The sequence below is a fragment of the Pedobacter sandarakinus genome, from assembly GCF_026240095.1.
GTDB classification, from domain to species: domain Bacteria; phylum Bacteroidota; class Bacteroidia; order Sphingobacteriales; family Sphingobacteriaceae; genus Pedobacter; species Pedobacter sandarakinus.
This window is the reverse complement of sequence record NZ_JAPIVG010000002.1, coordinates 603414-624650: the sequence shown is the minus strand read 5'-3', so window position 1 is coordinate 624650 and position 21237 is coordinate 603414. Positions and strand designations below refer to the sequence as shown.

Genomic DNA, 21237 nt, shown 5'->3' with positions numbered 1-21237 from the left:
CAAATACGATATGGCGCTAACATTCAAACATCCTGGAGTTTATGTTGATGAGATATCAACGATTCCATCATCCATTGCACAGGTTGAAACGGCAGTACCTGCTTTCGTAGGCTACACAGCCAAACGAGAGAAAAATGGCGTTGCTTTCGATATTAATATCCCGCAAAGAATTACTTCACTTCTTGAATATGAAATGTATTTTGGGAGCGGTTTCCCTGAAACTTTAGAGGTAATTATCGATGAACCTGATTTAGGATCGCAGGTACCCAAGGTTACAATTTCACCTGCAACAGCTTTATCGGGGTATGTATTGTACTACCATGTAAAAATGTTCTATGAAAATGGTGGTGGTACATGTTACGTTACCTCTGTTGGAACGTATAATGCTGGAGCACCCAATATTGATAAAACAGAACTTAAAAACGGTCTTATTGCTTGCGAAAAAGAAGATGAGGTTACGTTGCTGGCCGTTCCCGAGGCTACTGCCTTAACCGCTGCAGCTGAAACTAAAGAGCTGTATGATGCCATGCTATCTCAATGTTCAAAGCTGCAAGATCGCTTTGCTATCCTGGATGTAATACAACCAAATACACCAGCAACATTATTTCAAGTAGCGGATGCCTTTCGTAATGATTACGTGAGTGCCGATAATCTAAAATACGGAGCAGCATATTATCCTAGAATACAGAGTAGTGTTGTCTACAACCGGGTTGTAGATGAAATGATTTTAATTGCAGAAGACAACAGAGGTGGAGATAACCTTGGAATTTACAAGCCAGTTGGAGATGTTAAGAAACCAATAACAGACATCATAAAAGCCTCCGCTCAAACGGCTGTTGCTTCTACCGCTAAAATAACTATCAATGCCGATACCATTGATAGTCAATCTATAAGTATTGCTGGTATAAGTCTGGTTTTTGGTACGGAGGGTGTTTCGATTGCGTCATCCAATACAACTACAGCTAAAAATTTGAAAGATGCCATCAATAACAACGATGATTTGAAAACGATAATCGTGGCTGATTCCAGCGGAAAGGTAGTTACTATTACAGCGTTAAAAGCAGGAATATCGGGCAATGCCATTCCTATCGTTTACGATCCAAAGGGGGGAGCGGTAAGCATTTCTTTGGACGGTAACTTTTTACAGGGTGGCTTCGACGCTGTAAACTTTCCATTATTTTACCAGATCAAAAAGGCGCTTGATGGATATACGGTAGCACTTTATCCTTCAGGGATGGTGACAGGCGTTATGGCTCGTGTAGACCAGGAACGAGGGGTGTGGAAAGCTCCAGCTAATGTGAGCATTAGAACGGTAGACAAACCATTGCAGAATATTAGTGATGATGAACAGGATTACCTGAATGTTGACCCTACAAGTGGAAAAAGCATAAACGTAATTAGAAAGTTTGCAGGAAAAGGCACGCTAGTTTGGGGTGCAAGGACATTGGCCGGAAATGATAACGAATGGCGTTATGTTCCTGTACGCAGACTTTTCATAATGGTAGAAGAATCGGTTAAGAAAGCAACAGAATTCGTAGTTTTCGAGCCTAATGATGCAAAGACCTGGATGAGGGTAAAAACCATGTGTGAGAACTTTCTCAATCAATTATGGCGTCAGGGTGCATTGGCAGGAGCAAAACCAGAACATGCGTATTTCGTGAATGTAGGTTTGGGCATAACGATGTCTTCAATTGATATCCTGGAAGGCAGATTAATCGTTGAGATTGGAATGGCTGCTGTACGCCCGGCAGAATTCATCATTCTTAAATTTTCTCACTTACTAGCAAAATCATAAAACCATGGCAAAAAACTATCAAACTCCAGGTGTTTATATCGAAGAGATTAGTAAACTACCATCCGCTATTGCGCCAGTGGAAACTGCTATTCCAGCTTTCATGGGCAGAACTGAATTTGCCAGGGATGAAATAGGGAGTAATGTTTTGCCGAGTGCAGACAAACTACCAACACCCATACGAATAACTTCATTTTTAGACTATCAGCAACATTTTGGAGGTGCGAATGCAGAGACGGCCATTTTTGAAGCTACAGGTATGCCAACCATCACCGATTTGAAAGTCGGTGATGTGGTGCAATCCCGATCAATTACCTGCAATGTTAAAAAAGAGTCGGTAAGTGGAAAATACCTGTTTTATGCTATACAATTGCATTTTGGGAACGGTGGTGCACCTTGCTATATCGTATCTAGCGGTGATTATGATAGCAACTTTGATAATACTGCTGGCTCTGCTTGTTTGGATGCGATAGCGAAAGTGGATGAGCCTACCATCCTGGTTTTTACAGATAAGCATAACAGCATAACCAATTCAACCTCGGGCTACAGTACACTATACGATGCAGCTCTAGCACAGTGCAGGAAGTTGCAGGATAGAATTACCATTTTCGATCCCTGGGTAGTAACGGGCAATCCTTTTGATGATGCGGCAACCGTTCGTAAAGACATGGGTATGTCTGACTTAAAATATGGTTGTGTTTATTATCCATGGCTACAAACAACCCTGAATTATGGCTATAGCGAAGATTCAATTAAGATTAAACACGTTGTAAATGGTGGCCTAGGAACATATGATGGCAAGACATTATCCGCAATTCGTGCTATTGATCTAAATACGTACAGGTTACTAAAAGCCGAGGTGGAGAAGAATGTGATCGACCTTCCACCATCAAGTGCAGTAACCGGGATTATGGCAAGGGTAGATAATAACCGTGGCGTATGGAAGGCACCAGCAAATGAGAGTGTAAAAATGGTTTTGGGTCCTACTATTAAGGTTACGGCAACGCAACAAGAAGGTTTAAATGTTGATGCGTCGACTGGCAAGTCAATTAATGTGATTAGGTTTTTTACTGGGAAAGGAACAATAGTTTGGGGAGCAAGAACTTTAGCAGGCAACGATAATGAATGGCGATATATTTCAGTGAGGAGATTTTACAATTTTGTTGAAGAAAGCGTTAAAAAGGCAACAGAGTTTGTAGTTTTTGAACCTAATGATGCCAATACCTGGTTGCGGGTGAAAGCCATGTGCGAAAATTTTTTAAATCAATTGTGGAGGCAGGGTGCTTTGCAAGGTGCTAAACCAGATGATGCATTTTTCGTTAGAATCGGATTAGGTACTACTATGACTTCTTTAGATGTATTGGAAGGAAGGATGAATGTGGAAATAGGAATGGCAGTAGTGCGCCCCGCCGAATTTATCATCTTAAAGTTTTCCCATAAATTACAAGAATAGTACATCATAAATTTCCAACGATATGTCAAATAATTATCCATTGCCGGTATTTCACTTTCAGGTGGAATGGGGCGGTTCGAGAATTGGTTTTACAGAGGTGAGTGGCCTGACTGTAGAAACGCAATCAATTGATTATAGGGAAGGTAGCTCCCGTGAATATCACGTTACTAAAATGCCTGGCCTACAGCAATATTCGGCAATTTCAATGAAACGAGGTATCACTAAGGGAGATAATGAGCTTTTCCAATGGTTTAATACAGTTAGTTTAAACAAGATTGAACGCCGAGATTTAACCATAAGTTTACTTAACGAGAGTCATGAGCCGGTAGTGGTTTGGAAAGTTAGAAATGCATGGCCATCTAAAGTGGATGGACCAACATTAAACGCGACAGGCAACGAAGTGGCAATAGAAACGGTAGAGCTGGCTCATGAAGGGTTAAGTATAGAATTTACATAAACGCTATGTTGGCACCTTATCCACCTGTTGGTTTCCACTTCATTCTTAGAATTGATGGTTTGGAACTTGAATATCCTGGCATTGCCGATATTGGTTTTACCGAAGTAAGCGGACTCGATGCCCACATCGCAACAGAAGAATATAAGGAAGGTGGCGAAAATCGTTTTGCACATAAGTTGCCAACGGCGGTTGCATATAACAACCTGGTATTAAAAAGGGGGCTGCTAATCGGATCATCAGCATTGAAATGGTTTAAAGAATCTGTAGAAACATTTACATTTTCACCCAAAGACATCACGCTGCTTTTGTTAAATGAAGATCACCTTCCGCTGCAGGCCTGGAATTTTATTAATGCTTATCCTATAAAATGGACCGTAGAAGGTTTCAATGCACAGCAGAACGGAATCATTATCGAGAACATCGAATTTGCTTATCAATATTTCAGACGAATTAGTATTTAATCATGCCAGTAGAAATAAAAGAACTCAATATTACTGCAACTATTGTCAATAGCAGTAATACTGGAAATAACGCTAATGGCAATTCTGGCGGAGCGCTAAATAAACAAACATTCAAAAAGGCTTTGGCAGAATTGAAACAGCAGATTAAAAATAAAAATGAAAGATAGTTATGGCTTTAAGTCAGCTTTTTGGAGAATTAGGTAATTTAGAGAAGCTTATTGTGGATGTTTACACCACTGAAAACTTTTCGGGCTCTCCTTTAGAAAGTTTTCGGGTGTTGTACAACCCCAATACTTACTTTATTGAGTACAAAAACGAACTTGATAATAGTGTTCCTGCAAATGCAGCAGATGGAGTTGCGCAATTTAAATCGACTAAAGGAAAAGAATTAAAATTAGACTTGCTGTGGGATGCGACCTCTACATCCTATGCTGGTAGTTCTGCTTTTCAGGCCGATATACAAAAAGATAAGACAGTGCATAAGGCGATAGAGAAATTTATCGATAGCTGTTTCAAGATAAAAGACGACACTCACCGCCCCAATTATCTCAAGATTCATTGGGGCGAGCTTACCTTTCAAGGTATGCTTACAGCCATCAAAGTAACTTACACATTGTTTGATACCACTGGGAAGCCCCTAAGGGCGAAAACAGAGTGTACTTTTACAAGCTACACGTCGCTAGTTGAACAATCCAACGAGCTACAAAGAAATTCTCCGGATTTAACACATTATCGAAATGTAGAAGGTGATACCAAATTGCCGCTAATGGTACAACGCATCTATAATACAGACCGCTATTACTTGGAAGTTGCGAAGGCCAATGGCTTAAATAATTTTAGGAAATTAAAACAAGGATTAAATATTTCATTTCCACCATTGGATAAATAAAATGCTATGCCACAACCCACCGGATTACAAGGTTTTGATATCACCATAAATGGACAGGCATTGCCAAGTAGCGTAGGTATTCTGGAAATTTCGGTATCTAATGTGGTGAATAGCATCCCGAAGGCCAAGCTTGTTTTAATGGATGGAAACGCAGCTGCACAAACCTTCGATTTAAGCAGTGGAGATCTATTTGTTCCAGGTGCAGAAATTACAATTGCCGCTGGGTATGATGGGCAAACACATCAAATTTTTGCTGGCTTAATTCTTAGCCAAACGTTGAAAGTAGATGAGGGAGGGAGTAACCTCGAGATAGAATGTAGAGATCAAACCATAAAATTAACTGCAGGAAGAAAAAACAAGATATGGGAAGACACTACGGATGGAGATATAATATCCGAATTACTCGCGGCAAGAAACATAGCAGATGATATCAGTAGTTTGCAATTACAACATAAACAAATTGTACAATACAATTGTAGCGATTGGGATTTTATCATCACAAGAACCGAACTCAATGGAGCCTTACTCATTGTCGATTTGGGAAAGGTAATAGTTGGAATACCGGATTTTAACCAGTCAGTGATGGCCACCTATACGTATGGAACTGATATTTATGATTTTGAAGCCCAAATGGATGCCAGGACACAATATCCGGAAGCTGCAATGCACAGTTGGAATTATACCGATCAGGAGGTGCGTTCTGAAACTGCTTCATCGTCGATGCCGGTTATCCAAGGTAATTTAAGTGGAGAAGATTTAGCTGATGCTATAGGATGGGATAATAACAATTCATTCCATAGTGGCCAGCTTAGCGAGCCAGAAAGTGTTGCCTGGGCAGAAGCACAACTTTTTAGAAGTCGGCTTAATAGAATCACAGGCAGTTTACGTGTTCTGGGTAATGCCGAACTAAAACCTGGGTTAATGATTGAAATATTGGGTTTTGGTGATCGTTTTAACGGAAAATGCCTGGTAACCGGAATTCTGCATACATTCACAGGTGAAGCAGCATGGTACACACACATTCAGTTCGGATTAAATAAAGATCTTCATGCTTACAAGTTCGATGACATAATTGAAAAACAGGCATCAGGCATAATTCCACCCGTTAATGGACTACAGATTGGCGTTGTAACCCAGCTGGAAAGCGACCCCGAGGGAGAAAGCAGGATTAAAGTTCGACTGCCATTGGTAGCGCAAAACGGAGAAGGTATCTGGGCAAGATTGTCTGGAATAGATGCCGGAAATAACAGAGGTTGGGTATGGAACCCAGAAATAGATGATGAAGTAATTATAGGTTTTATCAATGATGATCCTCGTGATGCAATTATTTTAGGAAGTTTGTACAGCTCAAAGCATCCGCCGCACCTAGCACTTAAGGATGAAAATTTCCTCAAAGGTCTGCAAACAAAAAGTGAAATGAAAATCACCTTTGACGATGATAAGAAAATACTTCGGATCGAAACGCCAGCTGGCAATGAGGTCATCCTCGATGAGGAAGCTAAAAAAATAATGATCGCAGACCAGCATGGTAATAAAATCGAAACAGGCGATGGGGGCATCGTTATCGAGAGCATCAAAGACATCACACTTAAAGCATCTGGCGATATTAAAATTGCTGGAGTAAATGTTTCAGGTAAAGCCAGTGCACAACTAGGCTTGGTTGGCGACGGTGGAGCGGAGTTCAGTTCATCGGCAATAGTAAAAGTTAAAGGAAGTATGGTACAAATTAATTAGATATGCCAAATGCAGCAAGATTAGGGGATACAACTAACCATGGTGGAACGATAGTTGGCCCAGGAGTTTCAACGGTATTGATCGGAGGGCTTCCGGCAAGCGTTGTTGGTGATAATCACGTATGTGTGTTGCCGCCAAATTCACATCAGCCCACGGTTAGTGCTTTTCCTATGGGAAGCACAACCGTAACCATCGGTGGCATGCCTGCATTGCGCACTGGAGATGCCTGTATCTGTGGTGCTAGTGCAGTATTGGGTTGTTCAACTGTCTTAATTGGTTAGGTATGGAAAATGATAAGCTTTTTTTAGGAACCGGCTGGGCGTTCCCTCCTAAAATCACAAAGTATAAGGATGGAGGGCAATTCGGCACTGATATGGTTACGGCCTCGGTGGATATTAATCAGAGCCTGATTATACTGTTTGGTACAACAGTAGGGGAAAGAGTTATGCAGGCAGAATACGGCTGCAATCTCGAAGACCTACTCTTCGAGCCCATAAATGTAACGTTGGTAACCAGGATAACGGAAAGAATAAGACGAGCGATCGTTTACAATGAACCCAGAATAAAACTTGAAAAACTTGACGTATTCAAAAATGAGGAACTTGGAGTCATTAATCTGATTGTGGAATATACCATCAGAAGTACCAATACAAGAAATAATATTGTTTACCCTTTTTACTTAACCGAGGGTACAAATCTTTGATAAATGAGCGCCAATTGCAACAAAAATAGTGAACCAAGAAATGGTACCAACCGTTTAAATCGCTTTCCAAAAGCGTTGGATTCCAATTTTGTTGCCATCGATGAACGCGATCGAAGCGCACTTTATCGATTTGCAGATCGCCTGGGCGCTTACATTAACTATTATTATTATGATGGGATTGAAAAAAAAGATAACTGGCAGTCAGTTTTCAATTCCGCTGGCATTAAAAATAATGGCAACACCGAGCCGCACCTGGCGCTCTTCGATGCGTTTCTAGAATTGTATGCCATTGCGCAGAAAGATTTAAATCAGTTTACCGAAAAACACCTTAATTACTTCTTTGAGACTGTTTTAGGTTTTCAAAAAATCCCGGCAACCCCCGATCGTGTATATCTAAAAATAGAACTAGCCAAACACATCTCTGACTACGTTCTAACAGCTGGAGCGGCGTTCAAAGCTGGAAAAAATGCCGCAAAAAAGGATCAGTTTTATAAATTGCTGAATGATTTCAGCTTTAGCCATGCCGAAATAACATCTGTGAAATCAGTTTTGATCAATCAAAACAATAAGAGTCAAGTCTATGCTTCACCTATTGCCAATTCGGAAGATGGCTTTGGTGAAGATATTAAAAATGAAGATAAAAGTTGGAAACCATTCGGTTCGGTTGTACGTCCGTTAGCACCTCTCGGCTTTGCGCTAAGCTCCCCACTATTTAGGTTAGCTGAAGGGAAGAGAAAAATTACCATAACCATTGACTTCGTTTTAAGTGCCGCTGTAATACCTCAGCTATCAGCTGAAAATTTTGTGTGCCTCACATCTTCAGAAAAAGGATGGGAAGCCGTAAACGTCGTTTCAGCCGGCTTTATTTTGAGCAATAAATTGGAATTAGTTTTGTTTGCAGATGAAACAAAGCTACAGATTGTTGATTACAACAAGGCTTTACATCTTGAAGATTATCGATCGCCGTTTCCAGTGATCAAAATCTTGATCCAGCCAGATAGTAACATCTACAATTCACTCACCTTTGCCGCAATCAAACAAATCACTATTGCTACAGATGTTAAAGAAGTGAGAAATCTATTGGTGCAGAATAGTTTAGGGAAGCTAGATCCATCGAAACCAATGGAGCTTTTTGGAGCTATGCCTACAGTTGGTTCAAATTTCTATATTGGAAGTTCAGAAATTTTTCAGCATCGATTAAAATCACTCAAGTTGAATTTTGAATTTTTAAACTTACCAGGCATTGCATTTAATAAATATTACAAAGCTTATGCCCAACCATCGCTCATATCGCAAATAGCAGAAGTTGTGTTGGGTTTAAATACTGATAAGGTAAGTGCTGCAGCTGATGCAGTTTCGCAGGCTAAAAAGGCTGTTAAAAATAAAACAATATCGATTGAAGAAACTAAAAATACATTAGTTCAAAAAGAAGAAATCATAAGCAATAAGACACCAAGATATTGGGAAACTGAGGAATTCAGAACCTTGGTTAAAAATTATGTGAACAACAATAGCTTTAAAGCAGAAGTGTTTATTTTAGACAATAGAAGCTGGGTTCCATTGCCACCACCAACGCAAAAGGTAGATTTGTTTGGCACTTCAAACACTGCAGCACCTGCTGCAACATTCCAATCAGCACTAAATATACCTACTTCTTATGCAAACAATTACCAAACCAGCACTGGCGAAGGTTATGATCTCAATTCATCACGTGGATACTTGAAGCTTAGGTTTTCTGATGGTGATTTTGGGTATTCTGACTATCAACTGGCGCATACTCGTGCCATTTTGAATCATGTCAATGATGATCAATCTACCTTAGAATTGCCTAATGCACCTTACAAACCGCTCATCCAAAACCTTTACCTCGACTATTCCTGTGAAGAAATTATCGACTTTTCATCAGGCATCGCCAACCAAGCTTTTAAGGATGTGCCGCACAAATTTTTTGTTGTACATGCGTTCGGACCAGCCGAATTACACCCCGATTTAAATGCACAACCTATTTTTCTACTGCCAAAACTTGAAAACGAAGGCGAGCTTTACTTCGGTTTAGCCAATGCTGTAGTTCCGCAACACCTTAGTTTTTTAATTAAAGTGAGTGAAGGGACTGCAGATCCTGATTTTGAGAAAGCACGAGTAAGATGGTCGTACTTAAAAAATAATGTTTGGGTGGCTTTGGAAGATGCCGAAATCTTGCGAGATCAAACCAATGGCTTACTTACTTCAGGCATTGTTACTTTGGCTATACCAAAAAGTGCTACTACAGATAATACCATACTTTCATCTGGATTGATTTGGATAAGGGCTAGTGTTGAGAAAAATTATGCAGCCATTTGTGATATTATTTCGTTAACGACCCAGGTAGCAGAAGCGGTATTCGCTAACTATGATGATGTGCTGCCTGAGCAGACCTCAATTGCCGCTGCTACAATTTCAAAAACAAGTGAGCCTAACCCTGCTGTAAAGAAGATCATTCAACCCTTTGCTTCCTTTGGGGGTAGTGCGGCTGAGAGTGGGAAAGAATTTCATCTCAGAACAAGTGAACGATTAAGGCATAAGAAAAGAGCTATTTCACAATGGGACTATGAAAGGTTGATATTAGCTCAATTTCCAGAAGTATTTACTGCCAAGTGTATTAACAACTGTAATTACACCGGCACTGTAGGTAACTATAACTCGCTAGCGCCAGGCAAGGTTACTATAATAACGGTACCTAGTGTCTCTGTCCACCACTCTTCGAACCCGCTAAAACCTAAATTACCTAAAAATACTATTGAGGAAATCAAAGCATTCATCAATAAAAACAACAGTAGCTTTGCTGAAATCAGCGTTCAAAATCCTATTTACGAGGAGGTTAAAATCCATTTTCATGTTAAGTTAAAAACGGGATATGCTGAAAATGTGTACTTGCCACTGTTAAATGCAAGGTTAAGAGAATTGATATCGCCCTGGCTTTCCAATCAATTGGTACAGTTGGCATTCGGTGGGAAAATAGAAAAATCCAGTATCATTTATCACCTGGAACAGTTAAATTTTGTAGACTATATCACTTGCTTCAAAATGTATTTACTGCGTCCATCAGGTATGCCAGATATCTCAAATACCGATCTGGAATTTGCAGAGGCAGCAACTGCGGCCAGTGTATTAACATCTTATCCCAACCATACGATTATTAATATTGATGATTTGCAAAGTGGGAATGAAGCATGTGGGTGTAAAGACTGCGACGATAATGTGATTAAAACCAATAAACAAACCGATACCATAAACGAGTGTGGATGTAATTAGATGAATAATCAAAAAGCTATATCGAATAAAATTCCGCCATTGCAAAGTATGCAGTTTGATAGGCTGCGAGAGATTGGTTTAGCCCATATTCAGCAACTTAGTAAGGGCATTTGGACGGATTTCAATCTCCATGACCCCGGAATAACCACACTTGAAGCACTTTGCTATGCAATTACAGACTTAGGTTATCGCCTCACATTTGACTTACAAGATCTACTGGCTAGCAACCCAGATGATGGTGAAGTGCCTATCGACTTGAAAAATTTTTTTACCGCCAGGCAGATTTTGCATAGTGCTCCGGTTACTACCAAAGATTTTCGTAAGCTCTTGATGGATGTAAGCATTATTAAAGGAGAAGAAACGCTTGGTATAAAAAATGCCTGGGTAAAACCATCCGATACGGCTGAACAAAAATTGTTTATCAACCATCAACAAGATAAACTATCATATTTGCCTACCACAACTGATAACAACGGATTCTACGTAAGGGGTTTGTATAATTTTGTGTTGGAGTTTGATCATTCTACTGTATTTGGAGACCTGAATTCGAACACTTTAAATGGTGTTTACGTAACTAAAGAAGCCACCGACCAACAATTAGATGGAGTTGAAGTTAAAATAGATGTCCGTTTTTCAAGATGGGATGATTTGTCGATTGATTTAGATGAGGATGATCAGATCATCGCAAATATCAAATCAATAGAAATTAGGTTTGATGAACTACCCTCAGGGTATCAATTGAAAGCTAATTACGATAGCAATTGGAAAGTTAGCTTAAGTGGTACGAGGACAATTGCGGGTGTCTTGGTTGCACTGAATGGCCTGTCTTCTTTAAATAATCAGATTAATGATTTTATTTTTAAAGAGGTAAATGGAATTTTACAACGGTACAAGCAAAAGATATCTTTAGTAAAAGAAATTGTTACGCTTGCAGAGGCTAGACTTAACCAACATCGGCCGCTTTGTGAAGATTACCATCTAACCAAGGCATTAAAGATAGAGGAAATAGCCATTTGCGGAAACATTGAAATTGATCCCTTTGCCGATGCCTCGTTAGTTGCAGCGAAAATTTACTTTGAAATCTATAAGTTTTTATCGCCTAGTGTTTTATTTTACAGCTTGCCTGAAATGCAAGCAAAGCACAAAGCAATTGAAGATATCTTTGCCGGCCCGGCATTACTGCATGGATTTATTGATGATGATGAATTAGATGCTTCTGAACAGCGTTGTGCCATTCGTTCTAGCGACCTTATCCAAATAATAATGGATGTTGAGTTAGAGGGAAGAAAAGTTGTGAAGTCAATAAGTGGGTTGCAGCTAGCGAACTTCCCGGAAGATAATATTTCCAACATTGATCAACGAAGCGTGAAGTGGTGTTTAGAATTGGCTACAAATCAGTTTTATATACCTCGATTATCGCCAACACTCTCCAATTTGTCTTTCTACAAAAGTGCCTTGCCAATTGCTTTTGATGAAGACGCTATGATGCTTGAATATAATAGGTTTATTTCACAAGCAAGGAAGCGATATCCAATCAATCCGGTTTTGGATATTCCGATTCCCACGGGAGATTGGAGAGAAATTACCAGTTACACGTCAATTCAAGAAGATTTCCCTCAGGTGTATGGCATCGGCGCCAATGGAATACCGAACTTACCTGTTGATGCAGATGAACGTACGGAAAGAATTGTTAGTGCCAAGCAGTTCAAGGGTTTTCTGTGCTTTTTCGATCAGCTCTTGTATGGGTATCTGCAACAAATAAATGGACTGAAATTACTATTTAGCATGAGCCAGGAGGAAGATGAATATGGTGAGACACGCTTAAATAAAACATATTTTAATGCTTCCTTAATTAACGGTAATAACGAGATTGTACCTAGTGCTGTCGAGCAGCATATATTCAAGACAGACTATGATGCTCATCTTTCTAACATAACTGAAGACAAAACCACATTTGAAAACCGTAGGAATAGGTTTTTAGACCATATGCTCGCACGTTTCTGTGAGCAGTTTAGCGATTATGCATTAATTGCCTACACTTTAGATGGGCAAAAGGCAGGAGTGGAGCTGATAAAAGATAAGCTGTCTTTCTTAAATTCTTATCCTGAAATTAGTAACAATAGAGGCAAGGCATTCAATTACAAAACCGAGCTGTCCTGGCATGCTCAAAATGTATCTGGCTACGAAAAACGTGTTGCCTTGCTGCTTGGAATCAACCCACTAAAGGGTGATGGACTTCATTTCTCCAAAGCTTTCAGGATTTTACCTGTATCAGGAGTCTACAGAATAGAAAGCAAAGTTGGAGCCAAGCTTTACCTCGAAAATATTAAGCCCATAGCTACCCGAACCGATGCTAAGCTGCTCCTGGAAAAATGGATTAGTGCAGGCATCCACGAAAAGAATTATAGAATCTTAAAACATAGCTCAACCCACAAATTCAGCGTGTATTTGGTTGCAGATCATTTTACCGATGATGTGATTGCACAAAGCCATTATGATGGCCTAACAGCCGGCGCAGCGAAGTCTTTCGTTAAAGCCCATATTGAGCTCTGTCTTAATGAATTGTGTGAGAAACAGGGTTCAAGCAGGAGAAATTTAGCACTTCCGATATTAGATTATTTTGAGATCCTTACTCATACGGTAGACCACTCGAGCAGGCCATACCTGCATAAAATCAAATATCAGTTGTTCGATAAACCTATTGCTGATTCCACAGGAAAGGTTGTATTGGTAGGTGATGTGGAAGGGCCCGAAGTCCTTGGCAACGACGACGCTGAATCGATGCACCATACAGCTATTTCCTTATTTTGGAAAGTCATTAGATATGCTTCAGATGCAGATTATTATCGATACAATCCGGAGAACACACTAACTTATCAGGCAAATTATCATTTTGAAATAGTTGATCACTATGGAAACACGATCGCGAAGGATAGCGATAAAAACTATAACAAACCACTCGCTGATATATTAGAAAATAGCACCTATAAGCCTATTTTTAAAATTGTCGATTCACAGGATAATAATGGAACATATACGATAAAGAATACTGTTGCCATTGGGCCCAACATTAAAGTCGAAATTGATGAGACATTTCCCAGCAATGCACCCAATGGGAAATGTGTGTTCTCAGAAACCTTGCCAGTTCAGGTGGATCAATCCGGTAGGAGGATTATGGTTGGCGACCTAAATCTCAATGCCAGGATAAATGTTGGAGACGACATCAAGATATTATACGATGAATATAGTGTTGAAATTAAGGTTTATAAGTTAACTTATATCAATAACGAGTGGATGTTAATTACATCAACTCAAATTCCACCTGGCACTGCAACGCTAGTCCTTCGCAAAGTTTTTCCTATCAAAAGTATTAATCCAAAATCTATAATTATTAAAGCCGGAGGGGAAAAAGTTGCTGTAGAGAATCGTGTAAATTTCTTCAATAAGACCTTTATTAATGGCGAAGGTATCCACCTGGTTGAGCACCTGTTGTTAAGACCAAGAGTGTCTGGAGTAGATCGCTTAATGAATATTCATACTGATGTGGACTGTGAGCAATGTAAGATTGCAGATACCTACAGTTTTGTGATGACTGCCGTTTTACCCTACTGGCCAGACCGGTTTAGGGATCGAAATTTTAGGGCTTTTATTGAAAAAACACTCAGGCAGGAAGCACCAGCACATATTGCAATGAATATATGTTGGGTAAGCCCGCTACAAATGTATCAATTCGAAAAGGCGTATAAACTGTGGCTTATACAAGTTAACATGATCAATAATGATAACGAAGAGCGAGCAAAAGCCATGGAAGCATTAATCGTAATTATTCAGGAATTGAGAAGTGTCTATCCTGCCGGGAAATTGCATAGTTGCAAAGAGAACGAACAGCAGAAGAATACACTTGTTCTGAACCAAACCAATATTGGGATTTTTTAACATCAACAGGATATGGAACTTTTTAATACAACAACGGTTTTTGAGGAAAATCAGGTATTAACTGCAAATCAGCTAAATACCATGCAAGATTTTTTATTGCAGGAAAGCAGGCTTACCCGTACACGATTAATCGGAAGAGGCATTGCCTACGGACTTGAAGCAAAAGTTGACACTGAAAAAGTTAATATATCTAAGGGTGTGGGCGTTACCTCTTGGGGTTTTTTGATTTCATTGGGCGACTGCCAGCTTGGTTTTTATAAAGATTATGTTTTGCCTGATGGTTTGATCTATCCATATTTTAATGGTTTAGATGGAAAACAGGTTCCGTTAATTGAGTTGGTTTCGGCTGAACGTGCTGCTAATGCGGGTGCCAAACCTTTTGATGCGGGTTTAATATTGAGCAATTACGTAGTAGTTTTATTTCTGGAACCCGCTACAAAGAACCTCCAAAGCTGTTTAGGAAAAAGTTGCGACGATATAGGGATTGAGAAAACTTTTACAGTTCGAAAGTTGCTGATCAGTATTGATCAGTTGAATTATATCAATTTTGCAAATCAGAATGTTGGTGGTTCGTTATATCCCGGAATCTATAATCTAAAAACGATTGATCTTCCGAGAGCAGTGGTTTCCGCCGATAATCTGGCTACTTATGCATCCTTGATAAACAGCTACCTAAGCCCCGTGGCATCAGTAATAGATCAATTAACCGAGCAACTCGAGTTGATTTATCAATCGTTTCCCATTCTAAAAGCTGAATTCTATGCAGTAGACTTTGAAAGCATTAAGGCATCATGGCATGAAAAGTTATTGGATTTATCATCGCAATATTTAAATGGCGTTTCATATGGTTTCCAATATCTTTACGATGCTTTTGAAGATATAATTAAGTCTTATGAAGCCCTTAGATGCGCTATCATGCACTTAAATAGTAGTGTGTTACCTCAAGAAGATGCTTTTCCGTTACATCTAATGCTTGGCAGTGTGAGTTGTCCGCCTGCTTATAACCGGCAAGAGTTTGAATACGCTCCTTTATTTAATGATAACAAAGCTTGGAACAAGAAGGTGACCACAATTTTCGGAAGAACACTGGAAATGATTAACGGATTTTTTGATTATTTATCAAATAAAACACAAAAGTCAGCTTTGGTGACTCCAAGCAACGAAAAATGGCAATCAATTGGAAAGAGAGCGCTGCCAATTTATTTTAAACCAACCCAGCAAATGCTAAAGTTCTGGAATGAGTCGCTGTGTCATGGCTGCAATGATGAGAAGCCGCTAAGTTATCATTTTCAATTACCGATAGAGGCACAGGAGTATGGGTTGGCCAAAACAGAAGCCCCGCTTTACTATAATTTCAACGAATCAACCTTTCTGCGTGCAGAAGGCCATTTAGGACTACCACAAGAAACTGCGCTTAAACAATATAAAGCCATTCAGCGGAAATTTAATTTACCATTTAAGGTTAGAACAGTTTTTATTGGAGAAGGTAACGATACGAAAATGGATTGTAGCTATCCTGACCTGGATTTTCAATACGGAAATTGGAAAAATTCAATGTTGTTTTACCTTAATAATATCATTAAATATAGTAATCTGGCAGAGCGGATGACCGGTAATTTCGATGACCTGGCTAAAGCAATAGAGGATGCTTTCAATAATATTTCAGGTATTAAAACTGAAGCTCAACCGGCTACTGAGGCGCCCAAAACTGCACCCTCAACTACCACAAAGCCTGACGTTGCTTTTGAACGCATGAGGTTATTTTCAGATGTAAATAGAGGTTTCATCAAGATGGGAGCGCTTAGTGAGAATATAAACAGAACCAACTATGGCCGAATTACAGATACGAAAATAACCGCAGTGCAGGCAAAAGATGAAGTTCAGCGGGATGTTTTAAACTGGATGGCTAAGTTCAATAACGCCATTGAAGATTTAATAGCGAGCATTACGTTAAGCTTCTCAGATTTTAAGGATAATGATTTTAAAGCCAGATATAACGCATTTACTACAATCTATATCGATGGAATGAAAACGCTTGTTAAAATCATTAATCAGGAAAAAGACAAAGATTTACTTTCTTACTTAATGATGGCAGGGTTAGCGCATCGCGTAATTAACACCTTACTTATCAGGCCGTACCTAACTATTGGAACTCTTCTCGATATTCGAAAACAACGTAATGCTGCCCTTCGCATGAACAAATCGCTAAGCCAATACCTTAATGATGGTATAGCTGTAAATCATTTAGCTGGTGTTGAGAGTGGCAATACATTGTTGCTTCTTTATCATACAGGTAAAGAAAATAAGGCGGGAGATGTTAAACCCAGTCTCCCAGTAAAAAGTAAAAGCGCTATTCTTGAAGAATTAAAGGTCTCAGAAAAGACCATTCATGAAATGTATAAGGCGAAAATTGCTAGTTTAGAAGAGATCATAAATGCCAGAAAGGAAGAGATTCAAGTAGCGGAACGAGATCTCAAAAAGGCTTTGGACGTTCAAATTGCTGGTGTTAAAAACAGGATTGTACTAAACGATGATCAGGTTAAGAGAGCCGAACTTGAGCTGCAGAAAGAGTTGCTTAATAAAAAGAAACTATTAGTTAGAACAGTTTTATCCGAAAACCTGGCAAAAGCAGAAGAAGATATTAATAAGGCTTATAACGAAAAGATTTTGATGTTGCGTAAGAGTGCAGTCAAAAATGAAGCGAGCGAAATTAAGGAGGTTTCAAAAAATTTGCAATCAAACTTCGATGAGAAAGTACGAGCGGTTACGATCGAGGTAGATCGGTCTTCACTTGAAAAGATTGAGCTACAAAAAGAATATCAACAAAGGTTAGATTTAATCGAATTTAAACGCAACCAAGCTTCAGCTGCAGCGGATGAAGCTACTGATGTTAATCAAGAAATTCTTAAAACTAAATTCTACAACGTTTCTGATGAGAAGTTCCAAAAGAAATTTGCTGAATTGGTACAAAAGATAGGTACAACTGGGATCAAAAACCTTGGTACAAATGTGATTGCTGATTTTACTATCTATGAAGATGATAGCTGCTGTGAATGCAACCCGAAAAATGTAGCCAATAGGCCATTAACTCCTTTAGCGATGGATCAAGCTAGAGTAGTAGCGTATAATCGGTTGAAAACAACAACATCTAAAATACAAGTTTTAAACAACCTTTATGACCCCGCAGCTTTTGAGATTACATTAAAGTCCGAAGCTCGGTTTGGCACTCTAACATTTGAGGAAGAAGCTTACGAACCTGCACCATCAGCAAAACGTCAGTTGCTGGTTTACACCCTCGACCCTGATAAAGTTGACAGGAGAGCGCTTTCGCAAATGGTTGCTATTGATGAAGTGGAATATGGAATAAGGGAACGTAAAACCGATATTGAAGTGGGCACGGCAAAAATCAGCTTTTTCATCACCATTGGTAGCGTAAACACCACCACGTACGAGGTTTACGGCCAGGTAACGGGTGCGAAAAGCTATGCGGTAACTGTCAGACAAGCAAAGAATGTAGTTAAATCCCAGCAATTTGCCGGTGCGAATTTTACATTAACCCTAGAAGCGGGGGATTATGAAGTTACTGTAGCACCTACCATAGCTACCATCCCGCCGCAAAGCCAGAAGGTCACTATCGGCGAAAATGAAAATGTTTTAAATTTTGCATTTGGCAAAGTATAATGATCATCAATGGCAAAACATGTTATCCATACGCAAAGAATGTTACTGTCTCTCACGCATGAGCAGCATTGGCGACAGGTACAAACAAAGGTCAGTGAATTTTGCCAGAATGAGTTGCCTGGTATTTTCGACAAAGTTTTTAATGATTTTAGTAAAGAGGAAGATTTTCGAATTGATAAGCTGGATTTGAGGTTAGACGATATCGATATCAATCATTTATTGGAGTCATTACGCTATCAGGTATACAATCAGCTTGTCATTCAGCTAAAAGCATATCGGTCTGCTTCAAAACAAGTTGATAGGAAGATAATTCATCATCAACTAAAAGATGCTTTGGAATTTTCCCGATACAACAACATTCTTGAAGCCAGTACAGCAGCGACACCTAAATTATTGAAACAACAAAGTGATTTGTTCGACTCATTGCTGTACTACTGCGACTTCGGAATGAGACCGTGGTGGATGCCTAGCGAGGCAGAATTCAAACCTACATTGCTTTTGCTGAAATTGTATGATGATCGGTTACAATTTACACAATTGATTAGGACTGCCAAAGAATATCATTCTACTTTTAGGCGATTCAAAAATTTAATTACTAAAGCATTATTTTTTGGTCGGTATTTTCAATTTGATTTAGATGATCAATTTATAAGCTACTTTATATCAAATATAAAACAAGTATCATTTAATCAAATAGTTGATGGCTGGTTGCACGAAGAGACCATTGGTAAAGAAGAAATCCAATCGCGTGAATTTATAGCATGGCTAGATACAGTTATCATTAAGATTCCAGCGATAACAAGTGAAATACAGTCGATAGTTCATTCATTTTTAAGTAAATTAAATCATCAAAGTGGTGCAGTTTTACAGTTTGATTCTTTATACAGTATGATGAATAAAATTAGTGATGTTAAAAGTGGTATCAAAATAGCCGGTAATGAAGAAATTGCTTCTAAAGATCTTAAACAACCATATAAGAAGCTGGAATGGTCATCTTTGATAGTCTTTAATGGAGGATTAGTGCTTTTTTACCCTTTTTTAAAACAGCTGTTTACCAGGCTCTCGCTTCTGGAAGGTGAGTATTTCAAAGATACTTCATCGCAACACAACGCTGTATTATACCTGCATTACTTGGTGTATTCAATAGTTCCAGAAGATGAAAGCATGCTCCTGCTCAACAAAATTATTTGCGGCCTGCCACCTGAAACTGTTATCAATTTTAGTGCGGTTTCAATCACGCAAAATGAACAAGAAGAACTTAATGCCCTCAAAGATGCATTGATCACACAATGGACAACACTTAAAAGTACTTCTTTTGAAGGTGTACTGGCGGGCTTTGTTAGAAGGAATGGAGTTTTATCTTTTAAAGATGGAAATTGGCATTTAGCAATTGAGCGAAAAGGGGTAGACGTACTGCTTAATTCATTACCTTGGTCTATATCAATTATAACTTTTAAATGGAACAAATACTTGATACAAGTAGGCTGGTAAATACAGCGCTGGAAGCAAATGCGAAGGTTATCCAGGCCGAACTAAATTGGTTTGAGGAGGTGCTACAGCTCCGAAGTGCTATCAACTTTGGAAGTGCAGCGAGCGACGCAACAATTTTTGATGCGTTACCGCCTTCTATTGATCTCAATCAATCAACCTATGGGAGTTTTATTGCCCAGCATAATCTGGGCTTCGAAGAGCGTTTATTGCTTTTCCTTGCGATGGTAAGTCAGGTAAAACCACAATGCCTGGATATATTTCTTGTGCAAAATGCCAATACCGGGCAAATATTTACTGAATTCGGGGGGAGAAAGGGCAATGTATTTAGCGGTTTTTTACCAACTGCAGAGACGTTCTTGTTTCTTATGGCTGGAGACAATCTATCGAAACGATTTGATCTGTTGAAATACTTTGACGCCAAGCATCCATTGTTCGCCTTGAACGTATTAGAGTATGATCCCTTACCACCATATGAACCTATATCTAGTATTCCACTCCATATCAATAAAAACTGGTTTGAAGAATTCACTTCTGGTGAGCGCAGCAGGCCGCGATTTTCTACAGAGTTTCCTGCGCAGCTGATAGAAACCGCAATGGAAATCACAGACCTGGTTCTTCCTCAGCAGACCATGGAACAATTAGATTTAATAGATTCCTGGCTTAAGCATAATCAGACCTTAATGAACGATTTCGGTCTAAAGCAAAAACTCAAACCTGGATATAGAACCTTATTCTATGGTCAACCTGGAACAGGCAAGTCACTGGCTGCTGCACTACTCGGCAAAATACATGGACTGCCTGTGTACCGAATAGATTTGAGCCGAATTGTAAGTAAGTATATTGGTGAAACTGGAAAAAATCTTTCTAAAGTATTTGATGCAGCTGAAAACCAAGGCTGGATTTTGTTTTTTGATGAAGCCGATGCTTTATTTGGCAAGCGCACCAGTGTTAACGATGCTAGGGATCGTTATGCCAATCAAGAAACCAGTTATTTGCTACAAAGAATTGAAGATCACAATGGTTTAGTGATCCTGGCATCAAATTTTAAACAGAATATAGATCAGGCATTTCTAAGAAGATTTCAATCGATTATTGAATTTACTGTCCCGCAGGTGGACCAACGACTGAAGCTCTGGCAGCAAGGCTTTTCTCCGCTTACTAGATTGGATAGTAAGGTTAATTTAACAGAAATTGCTCAAAAGTTCGAGTTGTCTGGTGGTGTAATAATTAATGTTGTAAGGTATGCTACACTAAAGATGTTGAAGAATGGCCAAGGGGAAATTAAGCAAAAAGATATCATTGAGGGGATAAAAGCAGAATTAAAAAAATCGGGTAGAACAGTGTAATAA

The 21237-nt window shown here is 39.2% G+C and carries 14 protein-coding genes; all 14 read left to right on the top strand.

Annotated features, from left to right (window positions below; all coding sequences use genetic code 11):
* Positions 1 to 10 precede the first annotated feature (10 nt).
* The 14 genes from OQ268_RS08345 to OQ268_RS08280 are packed head-to-tail and all read left to right on the top strand — an operon-like array spanning position 11 to position 21234.
* Positions 11 to 1795, top strand: coding sequence for a phage tail sheath family protein (locus OQ268_RS08345; RefSeq protein WP_265855666.1), 1785 nt, complete (start codon positions 11 to 13; stop codon positions 1793 to 1795).
* A gap of 4 nt (positions 1796 to 1799) precedes the next feature.
* Complete coding sequence (locus tag OQ268_RS08340) at positions 1800 to 3245, top strand: phage tail sheath family protein (RefSeq protein WP_265855665.1); 1446 nt, start codon at positions 1800 to 1802, stop codon at positions 3243 to 3245.
* Positions 3246 to 3267: 22 nt separating this feature from the next.
* A complete protein-coding gene (locus OQ268_RS08335; protein ID WP_265855664.1) occupies positions 3268 to 3702 on the top strand; it encodes a phage tail protein in 435 nt (144 codons plus the stop codon).
* A gap of 5 nt (positions 3703 to 3707) precedes the next feature.
* Complete coding sequence (locus OQ268_RS08330; protein WP_265855663.1) at positions 3708 to 4163, top strand: phage tail protein; 456 nt, start codon at positions 3708 to 3710, stop codon at positions 4161 to 4163.
* Between the two features lie 2 nt (positions 4164 to 4165).
* A complete protein-coding gene (locus tag OQ268_RS08325) occupies positions 4166 to 4330 on the top strand; it encodes a DUF5908 family protein (protein ID WP_265855662.1) in 165 nt (54 codons plus the stop codon).
* Between the two features lie 2 nt (positions 4331 to 4332).
* Entirely contained in the window at positions 4333 to 5052 is a 720-nt protein-coding gene (locus tag OQ268_RS08320; RefSeq protein WP_265855661.1) for a CIS tube protein, read from the top strand.
* A 6-nt stretch (positions 5053 to 5058) separates the two neighbouring features.
* Complete coding sequence (gene vgrG, locus OQ268_RS08315) at positions 5059 to 6786, top strand: type VI secretion system tip protein VgrG (protein WP_265855660.1); 1728 nt, start codon at positions 5059 to 5061, stop codon at positions 6784 to 6786.
* A gap of 2 nt (positions 6787 to 6788) precedes the next feature.
* Positions 6789 to 7067, top strand: a complete 279-nt coding sequence (locus OQ268_RS08310; RefSeq protein ID WP_265855659.1) for a PAAR domain-containing protein — start codon at positions 6789 to 6791, stop codon at positions 7065 to 7067.
* 2 nt (positions 7068 to 7069) lie between these two features.
* On the top strand, positions 7070 to 7489 hold the full coding sequence (locus tag OQ268_RS08305) for a GPW/gp25 family protein (protein ID WP_265855657.1): 420 nt from the start codon (positions 7070 to 7072) through the stop codon (positions 7487 to 7489).
* Between the two features lie 3 nt (positions 7490 to 7492).
* A complete protein-coding gene (locus OQ268_RS08300; RefSeq protein ID WP_265855656.1) occupies positions 7493 to 10780 on the top strand; it encodes a baseplate J/gp47 family protein in 3288 nt (1095 codons plus the stop codon).
* Positions 10781 to 14716 (top strand): hypothetical protein, encoded by a 3936-nt coding sequence (locus OQ268_RS08295; protein ID WP_265855655.1) that lies wholly within the window; start codon positions 10781 to 10783, stop codon positions 14714 to 14716.
* Positions 14717 to 14728: 12 nt separating this feature from the next.
* Positions 14729 to 18397 carry a synaptonemal complex protein 1 gene (locus tag OQ268_RS08290; RefSeq protein WP_265855654.1) on the top strand — a complete coding sequence of 1223 codons (3669 nt, stop codon included), beginning with the start codon at positions 14729 to 14731 and terminating at the stop codon, positions 18395 to 18397.
* Between the two features lie 9 nt (positions 18398 to 18406).
* Positions 18407 to 19888 carry a contractile injection system tape measure protein gene (locus OQ268_RS08285; RefSeq protein ID WP_265855653.1) on the top strand — a complete coding sequence of 494 codons (1482 nt, stop codon included), beginning with the start codon at positions 18407 to 18409 and terminating at the stop codon, positions 19886 to 19888.
* Positions 19855 to 21234, top strand: a complete 1380-nt coding sequence (locus OQ268_RS08280; RefSeq protein ID WP_265855652.1) for an ATP-binding protein — start codon at positions 19855 to 19857, stop codon at positions 21232 to 21234. Before OQ268_RS08285 ends, OQ268_RS08280 begins: the two co-directional genes overlap by 34 nt.
* Positions 21235 to 21237: the final 3 nt, after the last annotated feature.

Bases quoted from the DNA above. Each gene is read 5' to 3' on its own strand.
- vgrG (WP_265855660.1), top strand. From the start codon at position 5,059: ATGCCACAACCCACCGGATTACAAGGTTTTGATATCACCATAAATGGA.
- OQ268_RS08280 (WP_265855652.1), top strand. From the start codon at position 19,855: ATGGAACAAATACTTGATACAAGTAGGCTGGTAAATACAGCGCTGGAA.
- OQ268_RS08290 (WP_265855654.1), top strand. From the start codon at position 14,729: ATGGAACTTTTTAATACAACAACGGTTTTTGAGGAAAATCAGGTATTA.
- OQ268_RS08300 (WP_265855656.1), top strand. From the start codon at position 7,493: ATGAGCGCCAATTGCAACAAAAATAGTGAACCAAGAAATGGTACCAAC.
- OQ268_RS08325 (WP_265855662.1), top strand. From the start codon at position 4,166: ATGCCAGTAGAAATAAAAGAACTCAATATTACTGCAACTATTGTCAAT.
- OQ268_RS08320 (WP_265855661.1), top strand. From the start codon at position 4,333: ATGGCTTTAAGTCAGCTTTTTGGAGAATTAGGTAATTTAGAGAAGCTT.
- OQ268_RS08310 (WP_265855659.1), top strand. From the start codon at position 6,789: ATGCCAAATGCAGCAAGATTAGGGGATACAACTAACCATGGTGGAACG.
- OQ268_RS08335 (WP_265855664.1), top strand. From the start codon at position 3,268: ATGTCAAATAATTATCCATTGCCGGTATTTCACTTTCAGGTGGAATGG.
- OQ268_RS08330 (WP_265855663.1), top strand. From the start codon at position 3,708: ATGTTGGCACCTTATCCACCTGTTGGTTTCCACTTCATTCTTAGAATT.
- OQ268_RS08305 (WP_265855657.1), top strand. From the start codon at position 7,070: ATGGAAAATGATAAGCTTTTTTTAGGAACCGGCTGGGCGTTCCCTCCT.
- OQ268_RS08345 (WP_265855666.1), top strand. From the start codon at position 11: ATGGCGCTAACATTCAAACATCCTGGAGTTTATGTTGATGAGATATCA.
- OQ268_RS08295 (WP_265855655.1), top strand. From the start codon at position 10,781: ATGAATAATCAAAAAGCTATATCGAATAAAATTCCGCCATTGCAAAGT.
- OQ268_RS08340 (WP_265855665.1), top strand. From the start codon at position 1,800: ATGGCAAAAAACTATCAAACTCCAGGTGTTTATATCGAAGAGATTAGT.
- OQ268_RS08285 (WP_265855653.1), top strand. From the start codon at position 18,407: ATGGCAAAACATGTTATCCATACGCAAAGAATGTTACTGTCTCTCACG.